Below are 25,001 nucleotides of genomic sequence, written 5' to 3'. Positions count from 1 at the left end.
AAAATTAACATTTCTTCCTATGTGAAGGAGATGGGGCATATGTTCCATCTCCTTTGTTTGTTATGTGTTTACTTTAGTCGTTCACCATTATTGCAGTATCTGCCTATTGCACCAGAAAGAAGGGACTTATCCATGCATCGGACTTCATTATTTTCTGCAAATTTTATTGTACTGTTATTAGGAGTTTTGTTGTATAGCATACTGCCATCTCATGTTCATGCACATACGAATAGCTACGGATATATGAACATACATGAAAAAACGAAAGAAGTAGATATTGATCTGACTCTTGATTATAAGGAGCTTGCAATAGCTGTGGAACTACCGATCAGTATTGAAACCGCACCAACAACTGCAGAGTTGGAGAGCGCGCTTAGTGATCAGAAAGATAAAATAATGGATTACCTTGCCTCAGGAATGCGAGTATACCGGGATGAACTGATTTGTGAACCTCGGCTCCAGTCTACAAAGGTTAGTATGATTGATAATCATCCGTTAGCCAATTTCCAGTTTCATTACTCATGTGAAGGTAAATCTACCAGGATTGCTTATGATCTATTTGTAGATGACATTAACCGTTCGCATATAAACTTTGCCACTGTGGATGGAGAGAAGGGAACTCAAGAGTTTACCTTTACAATTGCGGAACGAGAAATGGTAATAGGCGAACGTAATTGGCTGCGCCAAGCATGGAACTTCACCTTTCTAGGAATCGAGCATATTATCACAGGTTATGATCATATTTTATTTGTGCTTTGTCTAATCATTCCGGCTGCCATTTCGTTTGGAAGAGTAGTAGAGGTCATTACTGCATTCACTCTCGGACATAGCATTACACTTGGATTGGCAACTTTAGGGATTGTTTCACTCCCGGAGCGATTGGTGGAACCGGCTATCGCCCTTAGTATCATTTATGTCGCTGTGGCGAATCTACTGAAATGGGAAACGAAAAACCGGTGGATTGTTACGCTGCTCTTTGGTTTAATTCATGGATTTGGATTTGCAGGTATCCTGCAGGAAATGGAACTTTCCCGTAGTACCATTGCGTCTTCTCTGCTCTTTTTCAATGTGGGTGTCGAAATTGGCCAGATAGCGGTTATTGCTCTAGTACTACCTTTATTATTCCTATTTCGACGGTATAAACGCTTTCCAGTTTTCGTCTCCGTTAGCTCAGCTTCGATCATAACAATCGGTCTGGTTTGGTTTATTCAACGAGCTGTTGGTATTTAAGTGCACCGTTATACTCGAAGAAATGTCCTGCTCCATAGGAGAAAGGGTCTGAAGCGGTAGTTTCGAGTAGCGCCCAGCGACTTGTGTACTTTCGCTAGACGAGCGCTCGCGTTTTCTAATCAAATGCAACCGATTGCTTAAGTAAAACCATCGATTCTCTCCACCTGGGGTAGAGTCAGGAAAATATGGATTTACAACTTAAAGGCTTTCAACTAATAATTATCATTGCAAGAAGTATTCTGCTTTGGATGGTAGTATTAATTATTGAATTAAGAAAATGAATATACGTATTATAGAGATTATTATAGCAACTTTTTAGGTTGCTATATTTTTTTTGTTGAAAAGGCTAGGCGTAGGGATCCAAAAAGTTTATAGCCTGGTATTCGGGGCAAAAGGATTTTTGATTCGCTAACCAAAATATCAGGCATACGGATGAATTTTTATGTCAAAAGACATTAATAGTTTTATGCCCACAACTTGAAATTGTAAGTAGCACATCGTTTTCGCCATTTTAAATTTGGAAAGAACTACGATATTGACAAATAAATATTTTACATAGGATAATAATGATATTGATTTTCATTTGCATTTATGTGAGGTGCCTCAAATTGTTCAAGAGAGTAAATATTCTGGTTATCATTCTATACCTCGTTTCACTTAGTTTATATTCAATAGGGTTTGCTGAAGAAAATAATGCAAGAGATGCAATAAAAACACTTATTCCTCTTTTAGATAAGGTAGAAAAAGATGTGAGCAATGGTGGTTTAGAAAAGGCAAATTTGTCTTTCGATGATTATAAAAATCAATTTTTGAAATTAAAAAATGAGATTCGTTCAGATTCGATTATTGGCTACAGTGAAATTGAATCCAAAACAGCAGCATTAACGATATCACTACTAAATGAGGACAAAAATAAATCATTAACAGACATATCTTCTTTAACAAAAACAATAAAAGATTATTCAGAAGGTACGTTAAATGATCATCCCAATAAAATTGAAAAAATGAGTTTGTCTTCGTATATCACGTTATTAAAAAAGGCTAAAGAGTCGATTTCCAATAAAGATATGAATCAAGCAACAGAACAAGCTCAACAACTAAGAAGAGACTGGTTAGGAGTTGAGGGGGAGGTTGTTAGTCAGTCCCAGAGCATATATAACAATTCTGAAAAACATCTTGTCTTATTAGAAGGCTATATCCAACAAAACAATCTCTCAAAAGCTAGTAAAACATTAGATCAGATGATAACCGATCTTGAGCCACTTCAAAAAGATTCGTATGGGCTATGGGATGCGGCACTCATACCTATTAGAGAAGGGGTAGAAGCGCTTTTAGTCATTGGATCACTCCTAGCCGTCACAAAGAAAGCAAACGTATCTAACGGGAGAAAGTGGATTTGGGGAGGTACATTATCCGGATTACTAATCAGTATGTTAATTGGGCTGTTAGTAACCTATTTCTTAAAAGCTATTTCTTTTGGCGAAAATAACTTTTTAATTAATGGCTGGTCTGGGGTAATTGCTAGTATTATGCTGCTATATGTAAGTTATTGGCTTCATAGAAATTCAAATATAAAACATTGGAACAGCTTTATTAAAGGGAAAACGGAGAAAGCCATTAGTAATGGAAAATTAATTTCATTTGCAGCTCTTTCTTTCCTAGCCATTTTAAGGGAAGGGTTGGAAACAGTCATTTTCCTAGTTGGAATGGTTAATAGAATGCCGATAGAGAAGTTTTTAATAGGGATTGTAGTGGGGGTTGGAATTTTAGTTATTTTTGGAATCTTAATGCTAAAAGTAGGTTCATTCCTGCCATTGAAGCCGTTTTTCTTTGTTTCAAGTATTATCGTATTCTATTTATGCATTAAATTTATGGGTACGGGAATACATAGTTTGCAGCTTTCTGGTCTCATTGATTCAACAGTAAATGAAAGTATTCCAACAGTTTCGTTTATTGGTGTTTATCCTTCTTGGTACAGTACCTTGCCACAGCTAGTAATCAGTTTAATGGCTGTATGTGTTTTAACTTATCAATATATTAACAAAAAGAAATTATCTAAGACAAATGGAGGCACTATTCATGAAGTTAAATAATAAACGTTTAATGGTTGCATTATTATCATCTTCTATTCTCATCCCGTCACTTGCAGGATGCAGTTCAAATACGGATAAAACGACTTCAGCAGATAAATCATCAGCTGTCACTCAAGAAGAAGGGAATAATGATATAAAAACAACTGCTGTTCAATTGAAAAGTTCATTAAAATCCTTTAATGAAGCCGTATCTAATAAAAACATGGAAAGTATTAAAAAAGTAAACGATCAACTAAATAATCAATGGCTTTCTGGTGAAAGTAATATTCGTGAAACATTTCCTTTATTATATACAGAGATTGAAAAATATATACTGCCTTTATATTCGGAGGCTTCTACTGATAAACCAGACCTTGCAAAAATAAAGGAATTAGCGGTTTCACTAGATGAAGCTTTAACAAAATTAGAAAATGCAAAAGAAACCGAAGAAAAAAGTACGGCTGCATTAGATAAAGCTGTCGAGCAATATAAGCTTTATGTACTGGATGAAACTAGTAAATTAGTAAGTAGTACTCAGGATTTCACTAATGCAGTAAAAGATAAGGATGTACAAAAAGCAAAAGAACTATATGTTGAGGCACGTACTCATTATGAACGGATTGAACCGATTGCTGAAAGCTTTGGAGAACTTGATCCCAAAATCGACGCTCGTGAAGGTGATGTAGACCCTTCAGAATGGGGTGGTTTCCATCGCATAGAAAAGGCTTTATGGGAAAATGAACAACTTGATAGTATGCCAAGTGTTGCGGACCAATTATATAAAGATGTACTACAACTACAAGAAGAAGTAAAAGATTTAAAACTTAGACCTACTGAGGTCGTTGCAGGTTCTATTTCATTAATAAACGAAGCTTCCATTTCTAAAATCACTGGTGAGGAGGAACGGTATTCACATGTTGATTTGATGGATTTAGGAGCAAACGTTGAAGGGTCATTCGAAATATACAATGCAATACTCCCAGCCCTAATTGAAAATGATAAAGAACTTGCTTCAAAATTAGATCTTCAGTTTACTCAAATGACAACAATATTAAATTCATATAAAAAGAACGGACAGTATGTGCTATATTCTGAATTAACAAAAGAGCAAATTCGCGAAATAAGCCAAAAATTAGGAGTTCTCTCTGAATTAATGGCACAAACAGCTATGATTTTACAGTAGAAAGGAGAAGAAGAGATGTCTTCCGAGAAAACCTCTAATAAATATTCAAGACGTGATCTTCTTAAAATGTCTGCTATTGCTGGTGTAGGGGTGGCATTAGGAGCGGGTGGTTTCGGTGCCGTTACAGCAATGTCAGATGTTTTGGCCCAACCGTCAAGTAAAGAGAATAAAAAAACAAATAATGATGTCATACCTTTTTATGGAGAGCATCAAGCTGGGATTGACACACCACAGCAGGATTATATGTATATTGCTGCTCTTCATGTAATAACAGATCATAAACAGGAAATTATCAAGCTTTTTAAAGAATGGACTAATCTTAGTGAAGAATTAAGCAAAGGGAGCGTTAAAACAGCTAGTTCTTCAAATGATTTTCTTCCACCAGTCGATACAGGAGAATCAGAAGATTTAACGTCTTCAAATTTAACCATTACATTTGGATTAGGCCCTACTTTCTTTATGGAAAATGGGGTTGATCGTTTTGGGATTGCTAATCAAAAACCAAAATATCTGAAAGATATCCCATCAATGCCTCGTGATGCTATTCAAGAACCATTTGTGGGAGGGGACATCTGTATTCAAGTGTGTGCTGATAATCAGCAAGTTGCTTTTCATGCCATTCGGAATTTAATAAAGGCTTCCAACGGGGTAGCGGAAATAACTTGGATGCAATCAGGATTTTTGAACAAGGCAGAAGGAAAAACACCAAGAAATTTATTCGGTTTTAAAGATGGTACAGCAAACCCTGCAAATAATGATAAAAAATCTTTAAATGAAATTGTATGGGCCGACCAAGATGAACCAGAATGGATGAAGAACGGTACGTATATGGCTTTCAGAAAAATTCTAATGACACTAGAGATTTGGGACCGCACTTCTTTAAAGAGTCAGGAAGACACATTCGGAAGGAAAAAAATGAGCGGCGCTGCTTATGGAAGAGTAAATGAACATGATTCAGTTGATTTGAGTCAATTACCAGCTAACTCACACGTTCGGCTTGCTAAAGAGTCGGGTCAACAAATATTTAGACGCGCCTATTCTTTTACAGATGGCATCGATCAAACAACAGGACATATGAGTGCAGGATTGGCATTTATTAGTTTTCAAAAAAATCCAGAAGTGCAGCTTATTCCAATGTTAAAAAAGCTTTCACAAGTGGATTTGTTAAACGAATATACGAAGCATATCGGTAGTGCCATGTTTGCAATCCCTGGTGGAATAGGTCAAGGGGAGTATCTTGCCAAGAATCTTTTAGAAAGTTAGTAATGAATTCAGCTATTAGAGCAAACACTAAATATGCGGAAGCACCACTAATGTTCGATGGGGTACGTACCTGTATCGTATTATTAGTGGTGTTTTTTTCGTATTCAACAGAAAAAAGTAAAAGATATGTATATTGGCATTGACACCAGCGGAAGTGGAGGAATAACCAAATATTATCTATACTCATTAAAAGATTTCAATTTAACAAATTTAACTGTTCCAGATCTGCTAGTCATGAACAGCCAATTACTAAGTAGTTAATTAAAAAAGTAGTGATATACCATTAAAAAATGAAATAAATAGTATAAAAATTAACATATTACACACTCTATTGGCAAAGGAGTGACAAATTTTGATAAAGAAAAATGAAAATTCTTATAAGCAAAGCTATGAGTCCGACGGGAAAATGGGCAAGAATAAGAAAAAGAATGTAGCCAACAATAACAACGAAAATGCTGAGATTTATTTTAACAGCACACCAGAAAGTGAATAAATCGTACAGTTTGACAGACACTTTTATTGTGTTTGTTTTATGATTACGGAACAGCTGAAAGTAAATGATAATTATATTATGTAAACTAAGTGAATTAGATTGAAAAGAAGATAATTGGGCATCTTTTGAAAAGAAGAATTATATTATTGGAACAATTTCACAAAAATAATAATTGACTTGAAGATTTCAGTAAATAAAACAATTTTTAAAAATAAAATAGAGAAATTTAATAAAATTTAATAATGAAATTGATCCAAATAGAAATTAATTTCAAGCAAGATTATTTCGGAATCATCTAAAATAGATCAATTTAGTATCGTTTTTCACTTAAATCTCGATTTTGTCTCACTATCTTAAGTATACTTAATAATGAGATGGAACTCGCGCGATTTTATTTTACTTCCTATAATATATATTATGTAAACTAGATTTTTTTCTTCGTAATTTTTCCCTCTGTACGAACACATAAATTAAATTACATTGGAGACAAGAATTTGAGTACATAGAATTATTGATACCCTCAAAACCGCACCATGCAATCTCTAACCGGATGAGATACATAATTGAATACATTACTAACAAATATGATCATACGCCTCCTTAAATGGAAAAAGGATCACTCTCGTTTACCCTATAAATCTTGAGATAAGCGAATCATATCTCTACACTGAATACCGTTCTCGAAAATTTCTTCTGGATAATGCTTAATGAAAAAATCTATGTCAACACCAATAATTCTGAAGCCGCATTTTTGATATAAAGCCAATTGTCCAATACTGGAATTTCCAGTACCAATTTCAATTGTTTTAAAACCTTTTGTCTTAACTTCCTGTATTGCATTCATTATTAACTGTTTCCCTATACCTTTACTATGTTGCTCTTCTACGACTGCGATATTGACCAACTCAACTGTCCCTGGTCTGGTTGGAAGTAATACATAAACTCCAACAATTTGCTGTTCACTTTCGGCTATAAAACACTCACCCCTATTTAGATACTCTTCAACAATCTCTTTTGAAGGATCAGCCAATAACAACAAATCCATTGGAACTGTTTCACCTTTACTTAGCTTTCTAACATTCATTCCTATTCTTTCTCCCTCATATTTTTAACTTTCATATTTTTAACAGTTTTTTGGTTAACCTCAGATATTCTACATTACTTTACAGAATCCTGTCTAAATCAATAATTTATAAAAGTATGTAGTTGCATAATATGATCATTCTTTGGCTTCCATATAAAGAATGTACTCACTTTTGATTCCAAAGGATTAGACACAAAAATAAAATGAGCCGCATCTAGGCGACTCAGAAATAAATATTATTTAGTGTGTTTCTTTGCAATTGCTTTCGCATCTTTCATGAATTTCTTCTTTGATTTTGAATGGTTGTCTGTTTTCATTTCGTCAAAAATGTCCTTTGCTTTACCACCAATAATTTTCTTAGCACCTAGTTTCATATTATCCACCACCACGTAAAGGTTCTTTGTAGATATATATACTCCTAGATGACAATTTATTCTAGAAATCTATTATTCCTCTACTGAAAAATATGTAGGTACTAGAAACTTCATCAAATGAAGTCCATTATCTTCTTTTCCAGTTGGTTGGAAGTATCTCTTCTGATAGTATTTTACCTTATCCTCAACAGACCAAAGGAAAATATACCGACATGTAAAGACTGGTGTAATTTCAAGGACTTTACCTATGATAAACTGCAGCAAGTATGTCCCAATACCTATCTTCTTTAGGTCCGTCCTTACTCCTAGAAACTTTACTTCAATGGCCGGGATGAATAAATCATCTTGTAGTCCTATCTCTCTAGCTTCTTCCATAGGTATTTCAAGGTGTGAACAATTAGCCGTAAAAAAGGCAATTACTTCTCCCTCATAAATCAATGTTGTCGTAGATGATATCCCTAAGTTATGGTCAAATAAAGCATTATTTGGTTGTTTTAAGTAACCATCTATCCAACTGTCCCCACAAGAAAACCCTTGAACTAACTGGTAGGTTTGGTCCAAGGGCAAAAATTCTATATTATCGAAATTCATTATGGTCTTACTCCTCAGAATACTCTATGAGTTGTTTTATTGTTCCTAACATTTGCTGATATACGGATACAAGAGTTTAAAAACGCTCGATAATCTGGATTGATATTGGCACTCTTCTCCGCCTTCAGCTCTTGTAATATCTTTTGATTATCCACTCTATCCAGCTTTAGCGCTGTTCTTTTTGCGAAAGCTACCATAACAATCCCCCCTTACTATAAGTATCCATTATCTCAGTTTGTTAGTCAAATATAAATATTAAAAGAAGCAGAATAGATAGAAAAACGACCTACATAATTATTATATAGATTCATTTTTAACGGTATCTTATTGTAAAAATGACTTTTATCAAAGAATATGTACCGGTTTGAAATATCTCACTTCATTAAATATATTGTAGCCTATTCAGAGTTAGCAAAAGAAGCGACAGTTCTTATTGAACAGTCGCTCCCAATAGCTTGGAAGGGAATTGTAAACTTGCTAAATTTCCTCTATCGACTTTATTATTTTATTTATTTGAAAGGAAAAATTCTTTATGAACAGGAAGTTGCAAGCTGGATACCAAATTGTTAACAGCACTAAACAGAGCTTTTACTGAGGAAATCATAATATCAGTGTCAATTCCGCAGCCCCAATATACAGCACCATTCTTTGCGGTAATTCCTACATAAGATACAGCGTTTGATCCTGAGCCTATTTCCAGCGCATGCTGCTTATAGACCAAATCTGTGTAGTCGATACCCAGTTGTGTTTGAATAGCATTGCTGATAGCATCAAGTCTTCCATTTCCCACACCAGTAAATTCATGTTCTTCATTATGCATTCGGATCGATACAATTGTTTCGTAAAGACCATTTTGAGAGTATTCGTAACGGATAAATTCAACAGGGGTATTAATATTCACATATTCATTGATGAAAATGTCATAGATTTCATTCGGCATAAGTTCCTTGTGCTTATGATCTGAAACATTTTTCACACTATATCCAAAGCTCTCACGCATTTTGGCAGGTAGATCTATTCCATACTTTTGCTGAAGGATATAACCGATTCCTCCCTTACCGGATTGGCTGTTAATTCGGATAATATCTCCTTCATATTCTCTTCCAATATCCATCGGATCAATTAATAGATAAGGAACAGTCCAATATTGACGTTCTTCTTCTTCGCGCCACTTCATACCTTTGGCAATGGCATCTTGATGGGAGCCTGAAAATGCAGTAAAGACAAGTTCACCGCAATACGGGTGTCTTTCGTGAACCTTCATTCTTATTAATTTTTCATATTTAGAAATAATGGTTGGGATATTTTCAAAATTCAGCTTCGGATCTACCCCGTGTGAAAACATGTTTAATGCAAGCGTTACGATGTCCACGTTCCCTGTTCTTTCTCCATTTCCAAACAATGTTCCTTCGACTCTTTGCGCTCCGGCAAGCATTCCTAGCTCGGCATCTGCTACCCCAGTTCCTCTGTCATTGTGTGGATGAAGTGATAGGATTACATTATCTCGGTAGCTCAGATTGTCACTCATATATTCAATTTGACTTGCGTAAACGTGAGGCATAGACATTGATACCGTAGCTGGTAGGTTGATAATTACCTTATTATCAGCTGTCGGCTGCCAAATATCAATTACCTTGTTGCAAATTTCAAGCGCAAACTCCACTTCTGTTCCTGTGAAACTTTCCGGAGAATACTGAAATTGGAAATTCCCTTCAGTTTCAGCAGCATATTTCTTAAGCATTTTTGCCCCAGTTACAGCAATATCAATAATTTCTTCCTTAGATTTTCTAAATACTTGCTCACGCTGTGCCACAGATGTGGAATTGTACAAGTGCACAACTGCATTATTCGCACCCTGTAACGCTTCAAAAGTTTTTTTAATAATATGTTCTCTTGACTGTGTTAAAACTTGAATTGTCACATCATCCGGAATCAAATTTTCTTCAATTAATGTACGTAAAAAGGCATATTCTGTTTCCGATGCAGCAGGAAACCCCACTTCTATTTCCTTAAAACCCACTTGCAAAAGCAATTGAAAATACTCTAACTTCTCCTCCAGATTCATAGGGACGACCAAAGCCTGATTTCCATCTCGAAGATCCACACTACACCATGTAGGTGCTTCTGTAATATACTCCTTCTCTGTCCATTTCATGCTTTGCACTGGGGGCATAAAGTAACCTCTAGAATATTTATCGATATTTTTCATTCGTACTCCCACCTTATCATTTATAATGGTTGATTTTTAAAAAAATAAAAAAAGCCTCGCCTCTATAAAAATATAGAGACGAGGCATTGCTCGCGGTACCACTCTAATTGATTAATCATAATAATATTAACCCACTCATTTTCGGTGGCAATCACCACCTATCTTCATAACGGTAGAAAACCGACATCCCCTACTGATTATGTTCAGGGAGTAGCTTATGGATGAGTTCAAAGGCTATAACTACCGATTCTCACCAACCATCGGCTCTCTGACAAATTTATAAATCCTTTTACTATTTCCAATCTTTGCTTGTTATTATTTAATTAAATACGATAATATACTGATAAATTCGAGTTGTCAATACTGAATTTATCGAAAATAAAGATAGTTTAGACTTCCTTGTCCTTTTACAAGTTCCTTATAATTCCTCTAGGAAATTAATGGAAACCAATTTTTAGATAATAATTATCATTTTCCATCAACTATCACTATACGTTTACTGGAAATTAAAAATATTACTAAAGAACTTCCTTTATGACACCATTCCCCTTCCCCTTAACCTCATAGTAAAAGCCGATTTATCAAGATATTTTAAGAGTTTTGAATCCTATTAAATAGCTAAATAGCCCTTAAAAAATTTTTTTCTTATTTGAACAATTAGTGAAATATTTTTCCATTTAATTGTATTTAAAAATGGGTGTCATTAATATAAAAATCAATTGTGAATCAGGTAACCTACCAAAACCATTTCATTTTTCACTTAAACTTAAAAAAAGTAATGGAGCTTATCTATGAAATAAAATTTTTTTCACTGTCCTATATTTCAATGTTCAAGCCAACTTTAAATTCAAAAAAACTATGTACGAAAAAAAGCAAAACACTCAATGTTTTGCCGCTTTTTACCTTTTTTTGTTATCCACTTTATATAAATGATTATACTAGATTTCTAAAATAATGAAAAAATTCTTCCGAAGGTTGATATAATTTTCAGACGTTTGAGTAACAAAAACTTTACTGAAAGAGCGAAGTGTTGGCATATAACGCTGTGGATCCGCCAGAGTGCACAAATAGAATGTTGTCTTCCCTCTTAAAGAATCCTTTTTGGATTAAATCAATGAGTCCCGCCGCCGCTTTACCAGTATAGACTGGATCCAGCAAAATCCCTTCTGTTCTTGCAATGAGCTTTACGGCTTCGACCATTTCTTGCGTAGGTATAGCATAGCCTGGTCCGACATACTCGTCATAACACGTAACCGCCTCACAAGGGATTGAACTTTGGATGCCAATATGTGCTGATGTTTCTTTAACAAGCTGAAAGACTTTCTCTTCTTGTTCCACTTTACCTCTGCTTACATTTATTCCAATTACGGGTATATTACTTTGATTTCCATAAAAGCCTGTCACCAAACCTGCATGCATTCCGCCGCTACCGCTTACACAAACGACGGCATTGACCGAGACTCCTTGATCGAAGGATTGTGCCAAAATCTCCTGAGCGCACGCAGCATATCCTGTTGCCCCAATGTGATTCGATCCTCCAACCGGAATGATATAAGGTATATGGCCTTCTTCTGTTTCCTCTTTCGCTACTTGTTGCATTTCTTTCATCAAGTCTGTCCCATTCTGCACAACCTTGACTTTTTCAGTGCCCAATAAATGATATAAGAAATAATTCCCATTAAAATTTGGCTCAGAATCGGTTAAAAGCCCCTCTTCCAATACAAGAATGCACTTCATATTCTCTTTAACAGCTGCAGCGAGCGTTAAACGACAATGATTGGATTGAATGCCTCCACAGGTAATTAACGTATCCGCACCTTTTTCTACTGCATCTGCAACAAGGAACTCCAGCTTTCTTGTTTTATTTCCACCAGCTGTTAGCCCAAGTAAATCATCCCGTTTCATATAAATGGAAGGACCCCCAAGAACCTCAGATAAATGTTGTAATTTTTCAATGGGTGTATAGGCCGTTGTATATCGCTTTCTAGGAAATTGTGCTAAATTCATATGAAATCTCCTCCTGTATCCTCTGTTTAAGGCTAGTTATATATAGTTGTATGCAAAAATTATGCCAATTCTGTAAACCTTATAAAATCTACAGTTTTAATATTAAAATTATTTATTTATTTTCATTTTTGGCAAGGCGCACTGCAAAACATAGTAATTATCGAAATTACCAATTTAGCAATATTGATATTATTTTTCTAAAATTGAAAAGAATTTAGCTACCCTTCTAACTTCTTGGTATTTCATTTTGCAGACAAGTCACTGTTCCTTCTCCTGCACTTCTTAAAAAAAGGAACCATGCTCAATCTTTAAAGTAGTGAATTAAATCCTTAAATCGGACTTTTTTGGAGTTTGAACGTAGTTTAAAACAACGATCAATGCTAAAACAACCTTCAAAAATATTAAGAATGTTTATCAATTAGAAGATCAATAGGAAAAATGCCATTTTGATAATACTGTGCCACGGATTACTCAAAGCGTAGTTTACATAAAAAACACTTCAACCTAAAGATTGAAGTGTTTTTATAATTAATTGATTTATGCTTGATTTTCAAAAAGATCGCCGTATTTCGCTTTACGTTTATAAACAACCGCTCCGACTTGTTCTTTACCTTTTACGGGTGCCACTGCCTTTACACCAACAACAGGCTTTCCAAGTTTATACAAATCCTTATCGAAAACTTTTCTTTGTTCAGCTGGATTAATAATTCTGGTCATTCAGAAGCACCTCCGAATAGATAATTTATTGTTTTTATCAAATCATAGTTAGCAAGAAATTGGGAATCGATTTGATCATCAGTTAGAACGTCTGATCCGGAAATGGTTACTGTAATTACTAATTTATTACCTATAGGATAGCATATTAAATAAGTTTTAAACAAGTGATCTTTTGTTAAGTGAACCAATTCTTCCCCTTTTAATAAGCTATCAATCACAAGAATTCTGTCTGCAGCATCTTCTTCTTTACCATCGTTTGCATTAAAAGGATAAAAATTTACATCCCCGGCTTTTCCTGCAACGTGTTTTAAACCGTCCGTCCCTTCTTTTTTCCATACACCTACTCCATCCATTTTAAATAATGAATGGATAGCATAAACACTTCTAAGTGCATCGGATAAATATTCATATATTTTTGATTTATCGTTCTCTATAAGTTCTTTAGTTAGTTTAAGGGTGAAAAGAGCAACTTCATCTCTTTCTCTTTGCCTTCTTTGTACTACTTCTAAAAGCATTTCTGGGTCTTTAAAGAATTTTAGTTCATTTATTTTCTTTATAATATGGTGACATGATACACTTACCGCTGCATCATAATTTTTTGATTGTGCCTGATATGTTAAGGGATTAATGCCGATTAAATCTGTAAGAAGATGATAATCTTGAATATCTATATCATCTCTTTTTTTAGGTACTGAATTCGGAATTAAATAAAAAACTCTTCTTCTTTTTAACTTTCCCCAAAACAGTCCCATCTCAAATAAGGTATTGTCCCTTGTAATTAAAAAGGTTTTACCACGTATATCTATTATGTCGTCTGGGGAACATATAAAAATAGCAAAATCATTTTGGCTTAATTGTCTTTCGAGATCCTCCATTGTGTAATTTCCCGGTGTAAAAACTCCTGCATACCAAGGATTAACTTCTGCATGATATTCAAGTGCTTTTTGAACAGCGTTTACATAATCCATAGCCTCTCTAGACGAGCCGATAAAAACACTAGGTTTATTTTCTACCATAATGCCTCCTATGAATTTTTTCAGGTTAATGTCAAACAAATTTTGATATGTATTGAGTTAGATTGTTAAATTAATCCTCACTTAACAGTATATCATTTTATACTTTTTATTGAGCGAATATTTAATTACTAAATTTAAAAAGGAATGGCCGTAACCACAAAGAAAAAGCCACCATTAATGGCAGCTTGGAAATTATTTTAATTAGATACCATTTTTACTTTTAAATTCAAAAATCTCATCAATAGCTTGCTGATATCCACCCGATTTTTGAAAGGCTTTACTTATATTTGAAATAGCTTTTTGGAAAGATGGGTGGTTCAACACATGATCAGCGGCTTCACGTAGTTGATTTGCAGTCAAGCCTTGCATTTGTAATTTAATACCGGCACCGATATTGGCAACTTGCTCGGCAATGATCGGCTGATCCGCGCTTTGTGGGATAACAATGAGCGGAACCCCGTAATAGAGAGCTTCATGGCTACTGTTCATTCCACCATGTGTAATAAATAATTTAGTGTATTTCAGTATCTCAGTTTGTGGAACATAATTTTTTACAATGAAGTTTATAGGGATCTCCCCTAAATCAGATATTTGAGTTTTTTCCCCAATCGACATGACAACGGTATGATCAGTGTTCCCAAATGCCTTAAAACAAAGCTTATAAAAATCAATGGCTTGGTTAAAGACAGTACCCAGTGAAATATAAATTGGTCTTTTTCCCTTGATTGATGTATGCTCAAAGTTTTCTTGAATTAATCGTGTAGGGATGGATGGACCTATAAATTTATAAGTTTGGTCGAATGCTTCTCCAAAAGGTTGAAACTCCCTAGTTGTATAAACGATTGTAATTGATGCAGGATTACAAAAAACTTCGTAAGGAGAATGGATCTCGATATTATATTTTTCATTCACCATTGCCGTCAGGCTTTGATATTCTTCGTTTGTTTCTTTAACCACTTCTGCAGGAATATTTTTAGAAAGCTGCTCCAGCATATTATCGAATGATTCCTTTGTCTGCGCAAAAGAAGTACAAGAATTGATTGCCGGAAGTTTAAGTATATGGGCAAGTATACGTCCACAACCAAACATGGAATCGTGGATGATGTAATCAAAATGTTCTCCTTCAATCTGTTCAAGTACGCTAGGTATGACAATATCTGCCGTAAGTAAAAGACCGTTTATTCTTTCAAGTAAATAATTTCTTCCACCCGAGATAAAGGCTTTTAAAAACTTTTGGCCGTCTAATATTCGTACAGTGGCTCCCGTCTTCTCAATTCGCTCTCGAAAAGCTTCTATCGTAAAGTACACTACCTCTTCTCCGCGCGAAATAAGCTCTTGTACAACTCCAATAGTTGGATTGATATGTCCTTCTGATCCGGCATTAATAAATAAAACACGTGCCATTTTCACCACTCCATAGCTAATATCTTTTTAGTTTGTGTCTTGAAAAATATTTTTGAGAGCATTGGGATTGGTTCTTGAACCTTACATACAGACTGCCCGTATTCGTTCATCTTTTCTGGCTACTCCTAATATCAAAATAAACATTTCATTTTCGCTTCTAACCTAATATCTATTCATTAGCTTGCTGATTCCCTTCACTCGCGCCTTCCCAACTGGATATTTCTTCACGAACCATAGGCGCTACTTCTTTTCCTAAAAGTTCTATCGCTCTCATGACATCATCATGAGGCATTGTGCCGACCGGTACATGCAGCATAAAGCGTGTTATGCCAACGTTCTTTCGAAGGTGTATTATTTTTTCAGCCACCGTTTTTGGATCACCAACGTATAAGGCTCCTTCAAAACTGCGAGCAGCATCAAAGCTTGAGCGGTCATATCGTCCCCATCTACGTTCTTTACCTAATTTATTCATTACTTGCTGAGTTGAAGGAAAAAATTTGTCGGCCGCTTTTTGGGTATCCTCCGCAACGAATCCGTGCGAATGCGAGGCAACCGGCAGCTTTGATATGTCATGTCCTGCTTTAGCGGCTGCCCTTTTATAAAGTCGTACAAGCGGTTCAAACTGCAACGGACTGCCGCCAATAATTGCTAACACAAGCGGCAGTCCTAGCATGCCTGCGCGTACAACGGAACTGGAATTCCCGCCACTGCCAATCCAAACGGGCAAAGGATTCTGAACAGGCCTCGGGTATACACCCAGATTTTGAATTGCCGGCCGATGCCCTCCTCGCCATGTCACTTTGTCCGACTCCCGTATTTTTAACAGCAATTCCAGCTTTTCTTCGAATAACTCATCGTAGTCTTGCAAATCGTAACCAAACAGCGGGAACGATTCAATAAAAGAACCTCGGCCCGCCATAATTTCAGCTCGTCCATTCGAGATAGCGTCAAGCGTTGCAAAATCCTGAAACACCCGTACAGGATCAGCAGAAGAGAGGACCGTTACTGCACTCGTCAAGCGTATCCGTTTTGTCTGCGATGCAGCAGCAGCCAGTATAACTGCCGGAGAAGACGCTGCAAAATCTTCGCGATGATGCTCTCCTACACCAAAAACATCCAGACCTACCTGATCTGCGAGTGTAATTTCCTCGACTACTTCCCGAATTCGTTGTGCATGACTTATTACCTCTCCAGTTTCAACATCCGGTGTTGTTTCTACAAATGTACTTATCCCGATCTCCATTTCAAAACACTCCTATACTATGACATCTTAACTTTAAATTTATTATCCGTTTATTCAAGATGCTCTTTCCAAGCTGTTATCCCGCCTTCAAGCACGGTTACATTATAGCCTTTCTCCGCCAAAACCGCCGCGCATTTTCCGGCAGAATTACCAGTTGTGCATGTGACGATGATTTCTTGATTTTTCGGTAAAGCGGAAATCGCCTCGTTGTTTGTTTCACCTAGTATTAGTGTCTTTACGATATTGATGCTTTGGATATTTTCGTCGTGAATATGATCTTTCTCGTATTTTTCGTTTGCGCGGACATCTAAAATATATAATTCGTTATTTGCTTTCATTTTTTCATTTAGTTCTTTTGGATTAATTGTTCTCATCGTTATTGGACCACCTTAAACGGTATTTTTTATAACAATTATTTTGAAGGAATCAAGGCGATTGAACTGGGAGATATTTGAAAACAGAGAAGACATCAGATGTCAGTAAATCTTCCATCCCTTCGCTTTCCGGAAGTTTCCCATGAATTTCAGCGATTGTCATTTTCTCACCGACCTAACTTCAAAAATTTTGACGTACACAGACTCTATCAATTTTATTATAAATTATAGCAAGGAATATACATACAATTTTGGAAAAGATGTATTCTAACAAGATTTTCGGTAATTGAAAAATCTCATATTGTTTTTTCTTGATTCATCTTTCATAAACGTTCACCGTGCTTTTCTCTTTAAATATAACATTTTGATTGAAGGGAAATGGGATGAAAGATAGGAAAATCTAGGAGGGGGATGTTGTTTTGAATAAATTGGATATTCGTTTCCTAAAACATATTATATAATAGAGTTGGAAAATCTTGAAATTCATAAGGGGATAGATAAATGTATACGAAACTTGGGCCAATTACGTGCAGTGATTTTCATGATTTCACGAAGTATTGGGCTGCCCTTTATAGCTATAAGCCAAAACATCCTAAGGGCAATGAACTCTATAATGAACACATTCAAAAAAGTGAATTCTCTGAAGAAGATCTATACGCACTCTTTACGTGGAAAAATGGCATGACATTAAGTAAAAAGAAAAAGGAAACAGTCAAACAGATTACAGAAAAAATTCATTTAATTAACAGTTTAAAGGGATCCGACCAAGTAAATGTCGATTATGATTTGGATTTTTTGAGTGATGGAGTATGGAAAATATTTTTGTTACATCTCATTAATCCTGAGTATTATCCGCTCTTTGACCAGCATACTTATCGCGCTTTTCAATATATACAAACAGAGTTAATCTTGGAAATACCGAAAGACAATAAACAATGGGTGAAATTGTATTTTGATGAGTACCTTCCTTATATCCACGAACATTCTAGCCATGAGGGATTAAAAATGACGGAAATCGATCAAGCTCTTTTTACATTCGGCCAGTTTTTAAAAAGCCCTTTTGTCCAGATGTTAAGTCCTGCCCTAAATACAGATTTTCTTCTAAGAATACTGTCGTCGGTATATTCCCGGAATGTGAATGGAACCTATGATTTTTCAATACCACTAAAAGATTTTTTAGCTAAAAATCCAGATTGCATTCCACATGCTCGAAATCTCTTAGAAATAAGAGATTATTTGATGCAAGAGGAGCATTATCACGAACGATGGGATATGGGCCGTTATTTAATGGGGCAATTCGGAATTGAATTTGCACAATCTGAAGGTTCTGAACTAATCTTTTCATTATGCTTGGCAATCAAAAAGGAATATTCAATTTCCGATCGTCAAGTTGGCTATTTGCTTGTTGAAGCGTTATCAAGGAAGTTTGTAAACTAACAAATAGTCAAGTGACTAAATTTTGGAATGGAGGTGTTCTAAGAGAATGGTAGAAATCAAGAACGAATACTGCCCCCTCTGCGGAAAAAGTAATTATTGCTGCAATTCGTTAGATAAATCATTAGGTATCTGCTGGTGTTCCGAAGAAAACTTTCCGAAAGAAATATTTGATCTTGTTCCCCCTGATCAATTAAGAAAAGTCTGTATTTGTAAAAATTGTTTAGAGCAGTTTGTAAAATCAAGTAAAGGCGATTGAAATATTTGAAAATAAACCCATATCTTGATACCCTAGGTACTGTACGTCGAAAGGATTTATCATTGAAATAAAAGGAGAAATGCGAGATGAATTTTGTTACTTTAAATAATGGTTTAAAGATGCCACAGCTTGGGTTGGGTGTTTGGCAAGTAGAAGATGAAGAAGCAACTGCTGCTGTTGCGAAAGCACTTGAAGTGGGCTATACGTCTATTGATACGGCAATGATTTATAAAAACGAAAATGGTGTTGGGAGAGCGATTCAAGCATCATCCATGCCTCGCGAGGAGCTCTTTATAACGACAAAAGTTTGGAATAGCGATCAGGGCTTCGAGAACACATTGCGTGCCTTTGATGAAAGTTTGGAAAGGTTAGGCCTCGATTATGTTGATTTATATTTAATCCACTGGCCAACTCCTGAATTTGATGAATATGTTGATACATACAAAGCATTAGAAAAACTCTATCATGATGGACGTGTCAAAGCGATTGGCGTTTGTAACTTTGACATTGAGCATTTAGAACGTATTTTAAAAGAATGTGAAGTAAAGCCTGTATTAAACCAAGTGGAGTGCCATCCATATCTTTCTCAAAATGAGTTAAAAGAGTTTTGTGCAAAGCATGATATTTTTGTGGAAGCATGGAGCCCTCTACAACAAGGTGGCGAAGTATTAAAGGAAGAAGTTATCCAAAAGATTGCTCAAGAACATGAGAAAACACCAGCCCAAGTTGTATTACGCTGGCATTTACAAAATAACTCAATTGTCATCCCTAAATCTGTCACGCCATCACGAATTGAAGAGAATTTTAATGTTTTTGGTTTTGAGCTATCTGCAAATGAAATGGCGGAGATTAATAAACTTAATCGCGACCAGCGTAATGGTCCAAAGCCAAGCGAATATAATAACCGATAAATAAGTAGATGAAAAAGAAGTGACCACAATCACTTCTTTTTTTATTAAACTGCCCGCAGTAAGCAGTAAGTGGTACAAAAAACATTCCAGCAATTAAGCGATTTATCTTTAAGGATTGATTAGACGTCCTAAAATATTCCCTATAAGGAGAACAGGTACAATGAATAGACTGATAGGAATACTGTCAAATATGAATTGCCAGTCTATAAGATCCGATTCCAACAAGCGATAATAGGTATAGAGGCAATAAGGGATAACGATGAATAGCGCCGTTATAACACCTGGCGTATAGCCTCGATAAATGATGGTTTGTCCAATATGAGTAAATACCTGTAAAAAAAATATGTTTATTGCAGCAATAAACAGAAGAAAACTCCCTCCGTTTGGAAGAGACTGAACAGTAAATAATGTGATAAATGAAAGGATAAGAAAAATCCAGGTAACTGCAACAGCAAACTGGACTGTCTTTGTACTAAATTTTCTTTTGACTATTAAAGCGAATAAAGCAAATACGGCAGGCATCGGCTTCTGATCCTTAATTTTGTTGCTTTTCGAAAAATGCTCAATTGTTATTAGCTCTTCTAAGTCATGAAACATAAAAACGATTGGGAACAACCAAATAACTGTGACGATATCGAAAAGATTATGGGATCCTTCAAGCATCTTCTGCCTCCTATTTCATCTGAATTTATTGGCCTTTTTACTGAAAAGAGGTAACTAGCGAAACTTAGTGTTATGTTTTTTAGGGAAAATGAAACCATACCCATGTTTGTTAATATTTAGTAAAATATCAAAGATCCTTGCAACGTTGAAATTGACTATCCACATGGACAATAATTATACTTATGTTAGTCAAGTCTAATGAATGCAAACATCATGAAACGGAGTGGAAATTTTGTTAGAAACAAAAAAGGCTTTACCCATTTTATTTGCTGTCATGTTTCTCGTCATGATCGGCTTTGGGATCATTATTCCCGTATTACCTTTTTACGCCGAAAACATCGGTGCCACGCCGACACAATTAGGGCTGCTTATGGCCGTTTATTCACTTATGCAGCTTTTTTTCGCACCGATGTGGGGACGGATTTCTGACCGGATTGGTCGAAAGCCCGTGATCATGATTGGTATTTTAGGACTTGCTCTTTCTTTTTTCTTAATGGGCATATCCTCATCGCTGTGGATGTTGTTTGCAGCTAGAATTATCGGGGGATTCCTATCTTCCGCTAATATGCCAACCGTTATGGCTTATGTGGCTGATATAACAACACCGGAAGACCGTGGAAAAGGGATGGGCATAATTGGTGCAGCTGTTGGACTAGGCTTTGTGTTCGGACCAGCCATTGGCGGGGTTTTCTCCAAAATTAGTCTAAGTCTGCCTTTTTATATTTCAGGAGTCTCTTCTCTTCTCACTTTTTTCCTTGTATGGATTTTTTTAAAGGAATCTTTAACTGAAGATAACAGAAAGCTGCAGAATAAAGATAAATCCTCTTTAAGGGAAGTTTTGAATGGGCCTCATTCGATCTTGTTTTTTCTGCAAATGTTTGTCTCTCTGTCTTTATCTGGTTTGGAAGCAACATTTGCTTATTTTGCCGCCGAAAAGGCAGGATTAGGGATCGTTGATCTTGGTTATATTTTTATGATTATGGGACTGGCTGGGGCGATTGTTCAAGGCGGATTAGTTGGAAGAATGACCAAAAAGTTTGGAGAAGGATTTGTCATTCAAATTGGAATTGTTATTTCCGCGATTGGCTTTGGGCTTATTCTATTTATTGACAGTTTCACGACTGCAGCGATTTTTTTAACTATTTTTGGAATTGGAAATGGGGTTATTCGCCCTAGCGTTTCAGCATTGCTGACAAAAACCTCGACAGCAGGACATGGCAGTGCTACCGGTTTTCTTTCTTCCTTTGATTCACTTGGAAGAATTATTGGTCCTCCATTAGGCGGCTGGCTTTTTTCAATTACGGTCGGGTTGCCTTATTTTTCAGGGATTGTATTATCATTCATTGCCTTTGTTTTGTATCGTATTTATACAGCACAGACAAAAAAGGTTCAGTCCATCTAAGTTAAGCCTACACAAGTGCGATTACAAAGGTACTAGGCAAATAAATTAGGAGGAAAAAATGAATCCTATTTTGTTCGGAATACTTGTTGTCTTAACGACTTCTCTGATGGGCTCATCCTTTGCACTTGGAAAAATCGGTTTAGTCTATGTATCGCCGCTGCTATTGGTCGGGCTTCGATTTACTATTGCCGGTGTGCTTATGGCTTTCATTTTTATAAAAAAGCCGCTGCCAAAATCATGGGCAGATTGGGGTAGGATTTTCCTAGTGGGTCTGTTTCAGACAGCTGGTGTAATGGGATGTATATTTGTAAGTCTAAGAACCATCACAGCAGGAGAATCATCCATATTAACATTTAGTAATCCTTTGCTAGTCGTTATATTAGGGACGATATTTCTTGGAGCTAAATACGGCATCTTCCATTGGGCAGGCGTGATTATCGGCTTTATTGGTGTATTTATTACGCTCGGTTTTCACCTTCAATTGGAGCAAGGAACCATCCTTGGACTTGGGGCAGCTTTATCATGGGCGATTGCTACTTTGTTAATTAAAAAATGGGGGTCTCGGTTCAATATTTGGGTATTAACAGCATATCAAATGCTTTTTGGCGGGCTTCTTTTGTTATTAATGGCCGTTACCATCGAGACGCCAAAATTGACCATTAATGGTACATCCGTTTTTATCATTTTATGGCTTGCTATCATGGCCTCAATCATTCAGTTTATGATTTGGTTCTATTTGTTAAATGAAGGCGATCCTGGTAAAACGAGCGCATTTTTGTTTTTGGCCCCCTTCTTTGGCGTTTTATCAGGATGGCTCCTATTGGGAGAGGTTCTTAAATGGTATGTTTTTATAGGTGGAGGTCTTATTTTTATCTCCATCTTCCTTGTAAACTGGACTTCTGACAAAAAGAAGCAAGTCATTAAGATAAATGAACAGGTCTTGAGCAAACGTTAGTTGTTTTTTAGGCGGGGGCATAAATTGAACATCTTTATCACCCCCGCCTATTCAACTAAAGTAGATGAAGTTCTCTCTAGTTTACATAATATTTTTATGGTAAATCCATATTCCTTATGACATGATCCGTTTTTCCCCTTCTATGGCTTGAATCGGATCAATATTTTGCGTGAATTCAAGGGTACCGATATATTCTCCGTTCTCATCCCGAACTGCAAAGTAGCGAATATACACAAACTTATCACGGAATTTGATCCAAATCCTCTGTGTCTTTCCTTCCTGATTTTAAGTCTTCCAATAGTTCCTCAACAATGTGGGCACTTCTAGGCGGATGGCAGTTTTGGACGGTACGGCCGATGACTGCTTTTGTTCGCGCGAAGATTCTTTCTTTCCCATGAGAGAAATAGCGGACAACATCATCTTTATCAATGAAGGTGATGTCAACTGGCAGATGATTTAAAAGCAGCTCAAGCTGTTTTAAAGATAAGATCCCTGTTTCCATCTTAATAAATCCTTCAGAGATGGTTTTCTCATCTAATGCTTTTCTTTCGGGCTTCCATTCTTCAGCCGGACTTGTCAGACAAAATCCGATTTCATCACTTTCATGAGCGATTTTTACCCATTCATCTTCGGTTAGATTTTTTAAGGCCATGGGAAATAGAATGTTTTCCTCTCTGTAAATCATATCGCTTACTTCTTTAATGATAAAATGAACAACATCAATAACTGCTTGCTTGTCTCCATGATAATTTGCTAATTTTTGTTTTGCGTCTTTAGTGGCGTCCCGAATAAAATCATCAATTCTCCACATATTGTTCGTAGGTCCATAAATTCCGTACTTTTCTAAATATGGGAAAATCAAATTTTCTTTTCGGCTATAATGCTTATCGATATCAAGTAATAGATTGCAATCTTCAATAAGGCGAAACACATTTTCGGCTGTATCCTCACTATCAAACTGCTCCAAGTGCAATTGAAGCTTATTTTTAATCAGCTTGTCAATTTCTTTGTTTTCCAGTTTAAAGGTGTGAATCGGATGACCTGGCTCATCTTCAGGATATTGGGATTGGTGGGTCTCTTCAATAGCCCCTCTAAAAAATTCCGTATGTGCTGAATATAGTCGCTGCATTTCAGCAACTGGAATATCACCCGCTTCCATTTCTTCATGCTTCGGTTGGGAAATCTCTTCGATGGTAACTTTGCCGATCAATGCGTCAAAATGAGCCTTTACTTCATTCACATTTCTTCCATTATAAAGATCTTTAAAAATTTGCTTTAATATCTCTTGGCGTTCTGTTTTATTAATTATTGGTTGTTCACGATTATTAATGATTTCACTCATCAGGATTCTCCTTTGCTTTGTCTTGCTATAAATGAATACAAGTGATAAATATTCTCATTATTAAAGTACCATTTATTTAAGATATAGGTAGTGATTGCAGTCACAACGGTTTTAGCAAAAAAAACAGCCTTAAGTATAGGCTGTTAGGGCTTAGAACATTAAATTGAGTTCACAAATGATTTAACTTATTAGTTATTGATTTCAGCTTTTATTCGATTTCTTCCTTATTAAACCATAAAGGATCATTGTCATCGACGTCGCCATTATAGTTGATTAGAATCTCTTCCCCAGCTTTAATATCCGTGTAAGCAAAGAAGTCAAACGTATGGTTTGGAAAGTTGATATCGTAAGTGGCATTAGGCTGGTACGAATGGTTGAACAGCATCCCGTACCCTAAAAGGATCGCAGTGTGGTTTTTCCCATATTCAAAAGCGTAATCAGCAAGTATCGTTTTCTCTATAAATTTATGCTCCTCATTTGGGTACGGAATGACCGGCGCCTCGTGTAAAAGTTCTCCTTTTTCGATATCACGTGTCGCGAATACCCCTCGATTAAATTCCCCGTTACTTAGCTTGGAAGTCTTTATTTCAATCATGTAAATCACCTTCACATTCATTTCTATTGAGTTTAGTACCTACTTAAGAATGACAGTTGATCAAGCTGAAAGCAACTGTTTTAACTAAGCAATCGTTGTTTTAAGGAAATGTTTTCGTAAACTTTGTTACTATTTATCCAAAAAGTGGTATGTGGTCTAGTTGATTTTCGCTCCAGGAGC

23 protein-coding genes, 2 pseudogenes and 1 other annotated feature are annotated in these 25,001 nt (G+C 36.0%); of the genes and pseudogenes, 10 read left to right on the top strand and 15 right to left on the bottom strand.

The window, feature by feature from the left end:
* The first annotated feature begins 39 nt into the window (after nucleotides 1-39).
* The 5 genes from BGM26_RS05980 (at nucleotide 40) to BGM26_RS05960 (ending at nucleotide 6,241) form a co-directional block, all read left to right on the top strand.
* Nucleotides 40-1,230 (top strand): HupE/UreJ family protein, encoded by a 1,191-nt coding sequence (locus tag BGM26_RS05980; RefSeq protein ID WP_217038793.1) that lies wholly within the window; start codon nucleotides 40-42, stop codon nucleotides 1,228-1,230.
* A 608-nt stretch (nucleotides 1,231-1,838) separates the two neighbouring features.
* Nucleotides 1,839-3,323, top strand: a complete 1,485-nt coding sequence (locus BGM26_RS05975) for an FTR1 family iron permease (RefSeq protein WP_254119061.1) — start codon at nucleotides 1,839-1,841, stop codon at nucleotides 3,321-3,323.
* Nucleotides 3,310-4,485, top strand: coding sequence for an iron uptake system protein EfeO (efeO, locus tag BGM26_RS05970; protein WP_217038791.1), 1,176 nt, complete (start codon nucleotides 3,310-3,312; stop codon nucleotides 4,483-4,485). The genes BGM26_RS05975 and efeO overlap by 14 nt, the downstream gene beginning before the upstream one ends.
* Nucleotides 4,486-4,500: 15 nt before the next feature.
* The gene (gene efeB, locus BGM26_RS05965) at nucleotides 4,501-5,748 is read left to right on the top strand and encodes an iron uptake transporter deferrochelatase/peroxidase subunit (protein WP_217038790.1); all 1,248 of its coding nucleotides are present in this window, start codon (nucleotides 4,501-4,503) and stop codon (nucleotides 5,746-5,748) included.
* Between the two features lie 352 nt (nucleotides 5,749-6,100).
* Complete coding sequence (locus tag BGM26_RS05960; protein ID WP_217038789.1) at nucleotides 6,101-6,241, top strand: hypothetical protein; 141 nt, start codon at nucleotides 6,101-6,103, stop codon at nucleotides 6,239-6,241.
* A gap of 631 nt (nucleotides 6,242-6,872) precedes the next feature.
* Here BGM26_RS05960 and BGM26_RS05955 read toward each other — a convergent pair.
* The 12 genes and pseudogenes from BGM26_RS05955 to BGM26_RS05900 form a co-directional block, all read right to left on the bottom strand.
* Nucleotides 6,873-7,325, bottom strand: a complete 453-nt coding sequence (locus BGM26_RS05955; RefSeq protein WP_217038788.1) for a GNAT family N-acetyltransferase — start codon at nucleotides 7,323-7,325, stop codon at nucleotides 6,873-6,875.
* 236 nt (nucleotides 7,326-7,561) lie between these two features.
* Nucleotides 7,562-7,699 carry a hypothetical protein gene (locus BGM26_RS05950; protein WP_217038787.1) on the bottom strand — a complete coding sequence of 46 codons (138 nt, stop codon included), beginning with the start codon at nucleotides 7,697-7,699 and terminating at the stop codon, nucleotides 7,562-7,564.
* A 72-nt stretch (nucleotides 7,700-7,771) separates the two neighbouring features.
* Complete coding sequence (locus tag BGM26_RS05945; protein WP_217038786.1) at nucleotides 7,772-8,290, bottom strand: hypothetical protein; 519 nt, start codon at nucleotides 8,288-8,290, stop codon at nucleotides 7,772-7,774.
* Nucleotides 8,291-8,304: 14 nt separating this feature from the next.
* Nucleotides 8,305-8,487 (bottom strand): hypothetical protein, encoded by a 183-nt coding sequence (locus BGM26_RS05940; protein WP_217038785.1) that lies wholly within the window; start codon nucleotides 8,485-8,487, stop codon nucleotides 8,305-8,307.
* A 308-nt stretch (nucleotides 8,488-8,795) separates the two neighbouring features.
* Nucleotides 8,796-10,499: a 2-isopropylmalate synthase gene (locus tag BGM26_RS05935; RefSeq protein WP_217038784.1), complete on the bottom strand. Its 1,704-nt coding sequence runs from the start codon at nucleotides 10,497-10,499 to the stop codon at nucleotides 8,796-8,798.
* Nucleotides 10,500-10,570: 71 nt separating this feature from the next.
* Nucleotides 10,571-10,814: a binding site (T-box leader), on the bottom strand.
* Between the two features lie 696 nt (nucleotides 10,815-11,510).
* Nucleotides 11,511-12,506, bottom strand: coding sequence for a D-cysteate sulfo-lyase (gene cuyA, locus BGM26_RS05930; protein ID WP_217038783.1), 996 nt, complete (start codon nucleotides 12,504-12,506; stop codon nucleotides 11,511-11,513).
* Nucleotides 12,507-13,043: 537 nt separating this feature from the next.
* Complete coding sequence (locus BGM26_RS05925) at nucleotides 13,044-13,223, bottom strand: hypothetical protein (protein WP_217038782.1); 180 nt, start codon at nucleotides 13,221-13,223, stop codon at nucleotides 13,044-13,046.
* Nucleotides 13,220-14,239 carry a TIR domain-containing protein gene (locus BGM26_RS05920; protein ID WP_217038781.1) on the bottom strand — a complete coding sequence of 340 codons (1,020 nt, stop codon included), beginning with the start codon at nucleotides 14,237-14,239 and terminating at the stop codon, nucleotides 13,220-13,222. Before BGM26_RS05920 ends, BGM26_RS05925 begins: the two co-directional genes overlap by 4 nt.
* Before the next feature lie 201 nt (nucleotides 14,240-14,440).
* On the bottom strand, nucleotides 14,441-15,643 hold the full coding sequence (locus BGM26_RS05915; protein ID WP_217038780.1) for a macrolide family glycosyltransferase: 1,203 nt from the start codon (nucleotides 15,641-15,643) through the stop codon (nucleotides 14,441-14,443).
* A gap of 81 nt (nucleotides 15,644-15,724) precedes the next feature.
* A pseudogene (locus tag BGM26_RS05910) lies at nucleotides 15,725-15,793 on the bottom strand (hypothetical protein); the annotation flags it as partial.
* Between the two features lie 19 nt (nucleotides 15,794-15,812).
* Nucleotides 15,813-16,886: an LLM class flavin-dependent oxidoreductase gene (locus BGM26_RS05905; protein WP_217038779.1), complete on the bottom strand. Its 1,074-nt coding sequence runs from the start codon at nucleotides 16,884-16,886 to the stop codon at nucleotides 15,813-15,815.
* Nucleotides 16,887-16,936: 50 nt separating this feature from the next.
* Entirely contained in the window at nucleotides 16,937-17,260 is a 324-nt protein-coding gene (locus BGM26_RS05900; protein WP_254119058.1) for a rhodanese-like domain-containing protein, read from the bottom strand.
* 501 nt (nucleotides 17,261-17,761) lie between these two features.
* On the opposite strand from BGM26_RS05900, the gene BGM26_RS05895 reads away from it, so the two are divergent.
* From BGM26_RS05895 to BGM26_RS05885, 3 genes are all read left to right on the top strand, one after another.
* Nucleotides 17,762-18,697, top strand: a complete 936-nt coding sequence (locus BGM26_RS05895) for a hypothetical protein (protein WP_217038778.1) — start codon at nucleotides 17,762-17,764, stop codon at nucleotides 18,695-18,697.
* A 46-nt stretch (nucleotides 18,698-18,743) separates the two neighbouring features.
* Entirely contained in the window at nucleotides 18,744-18,953 is a 210-nt protein-coding gene (locus tag BGM26_RS05890) for a cysteine-rich CWC family protein (protein WP_217038777.1), read from the top strand.
* A gap of 86 nt (nucleotides 18,954-19,039) precedes the next feature.
* The gene (locus BGM26_RS05885) at nucleotides 19,040-19,864 is read left to right on the top strand and encodes an aldo/keto reductase (RefSeq protein ID WP_217038776.1); all 825 of its coding nucleotides are present in this window, start codon (nucleotides 19,040-19,042) and stop codon (nucleotides 19,862-19,864) included.
* Nucleotides 19,865-19,972: 108 nt separating this feature from the next.
* Here BGM26_RS05885 and BGM26_RS05880 read toward each other — a convergent pair whose 3' ends face one another.
* On the bottom strand, nucleotides 19,973-20,527 hold the full coding sequence (locus BGM26_RS05880; RefSeq protein WP_217038775.1) for an HXXEE domain-containing protein: 555 nt from the start codon (nucleotides 20,525-20,527) through the stop codon (nucleotides 19,973-19,975).
* Nucleotides 20,528-20,759: 232 nt separating this feature from the next.
* Here BGM26_RS05880 and BGM26_RS05875 point away from each other — a divergent pair, with 232 nt between their 5' ends.
* Nucleotides 20,760-21,929 carry an MFS transporter gene (locus tag BGM26_RS05875; protein WP_302053222.1) on the top strand — a complete coding sequence of 390 codons (1,170 nt, stop codon included), beginning with the start codon at nucleotides 20,760-20,762 and terminating at the stop codon, nucleotides 21,927-21,929.
* Between the two features lie 58 nt (nucleotides 21,930-21,987).
* Nucleotides 21,988-22,884, top strand: coding sequence for a DMT family transporter (locus tag BGM26_RS05870; protein WP_217038774.1), 897 nt, complete (start codon nucleotides 21,988-21,990; stop codon nucleotides 22,882-22,884).
* A 114-nt stretch (nucleotides 22,885-22,998) separates the two neighbouring features.
* Here BGM26_RS05870 and BGM26_RS05865 read toward each other — a convergent pair.
* Both BGM26_RS05865 and BGM26_RS05860 read right to left on the bottom strand, forming a co-directional pair.
* A pseudogene (locus BGM26_RS05865) lies at nucleotides 22,999-24,124 on the bottom strand (DUF438 domain-containing protein).
* A 310-nt stretch (nucleotides 24,125-24,434) separates the two neighbouring features.
* Entirely contained in the window at nucleotides 24,435-24,821 is a 387-nt protein-coding gene (locus BGM26_RS05860) for an SET domain-containing protein (protein ID WP_217038773.1), read from the bottom strand.
* Nucleotides 24,822-25,001: the final 180 nt, after the last annotated feature.

Origin of the sequence: Bacillus sp. FJAT-29790 (assembly GCF_019039215.1) — a bacterium.
GTDB lineage: Bacteria > Bacillota > Bacilli > Bacillales > Cytobacillaceae > Cytobacillus.
The sequence above is the reverse complement of the archived record's forward strand: the minus strand, read 5'-3'. Positions and strand labels throughout refer to the sequence as shown.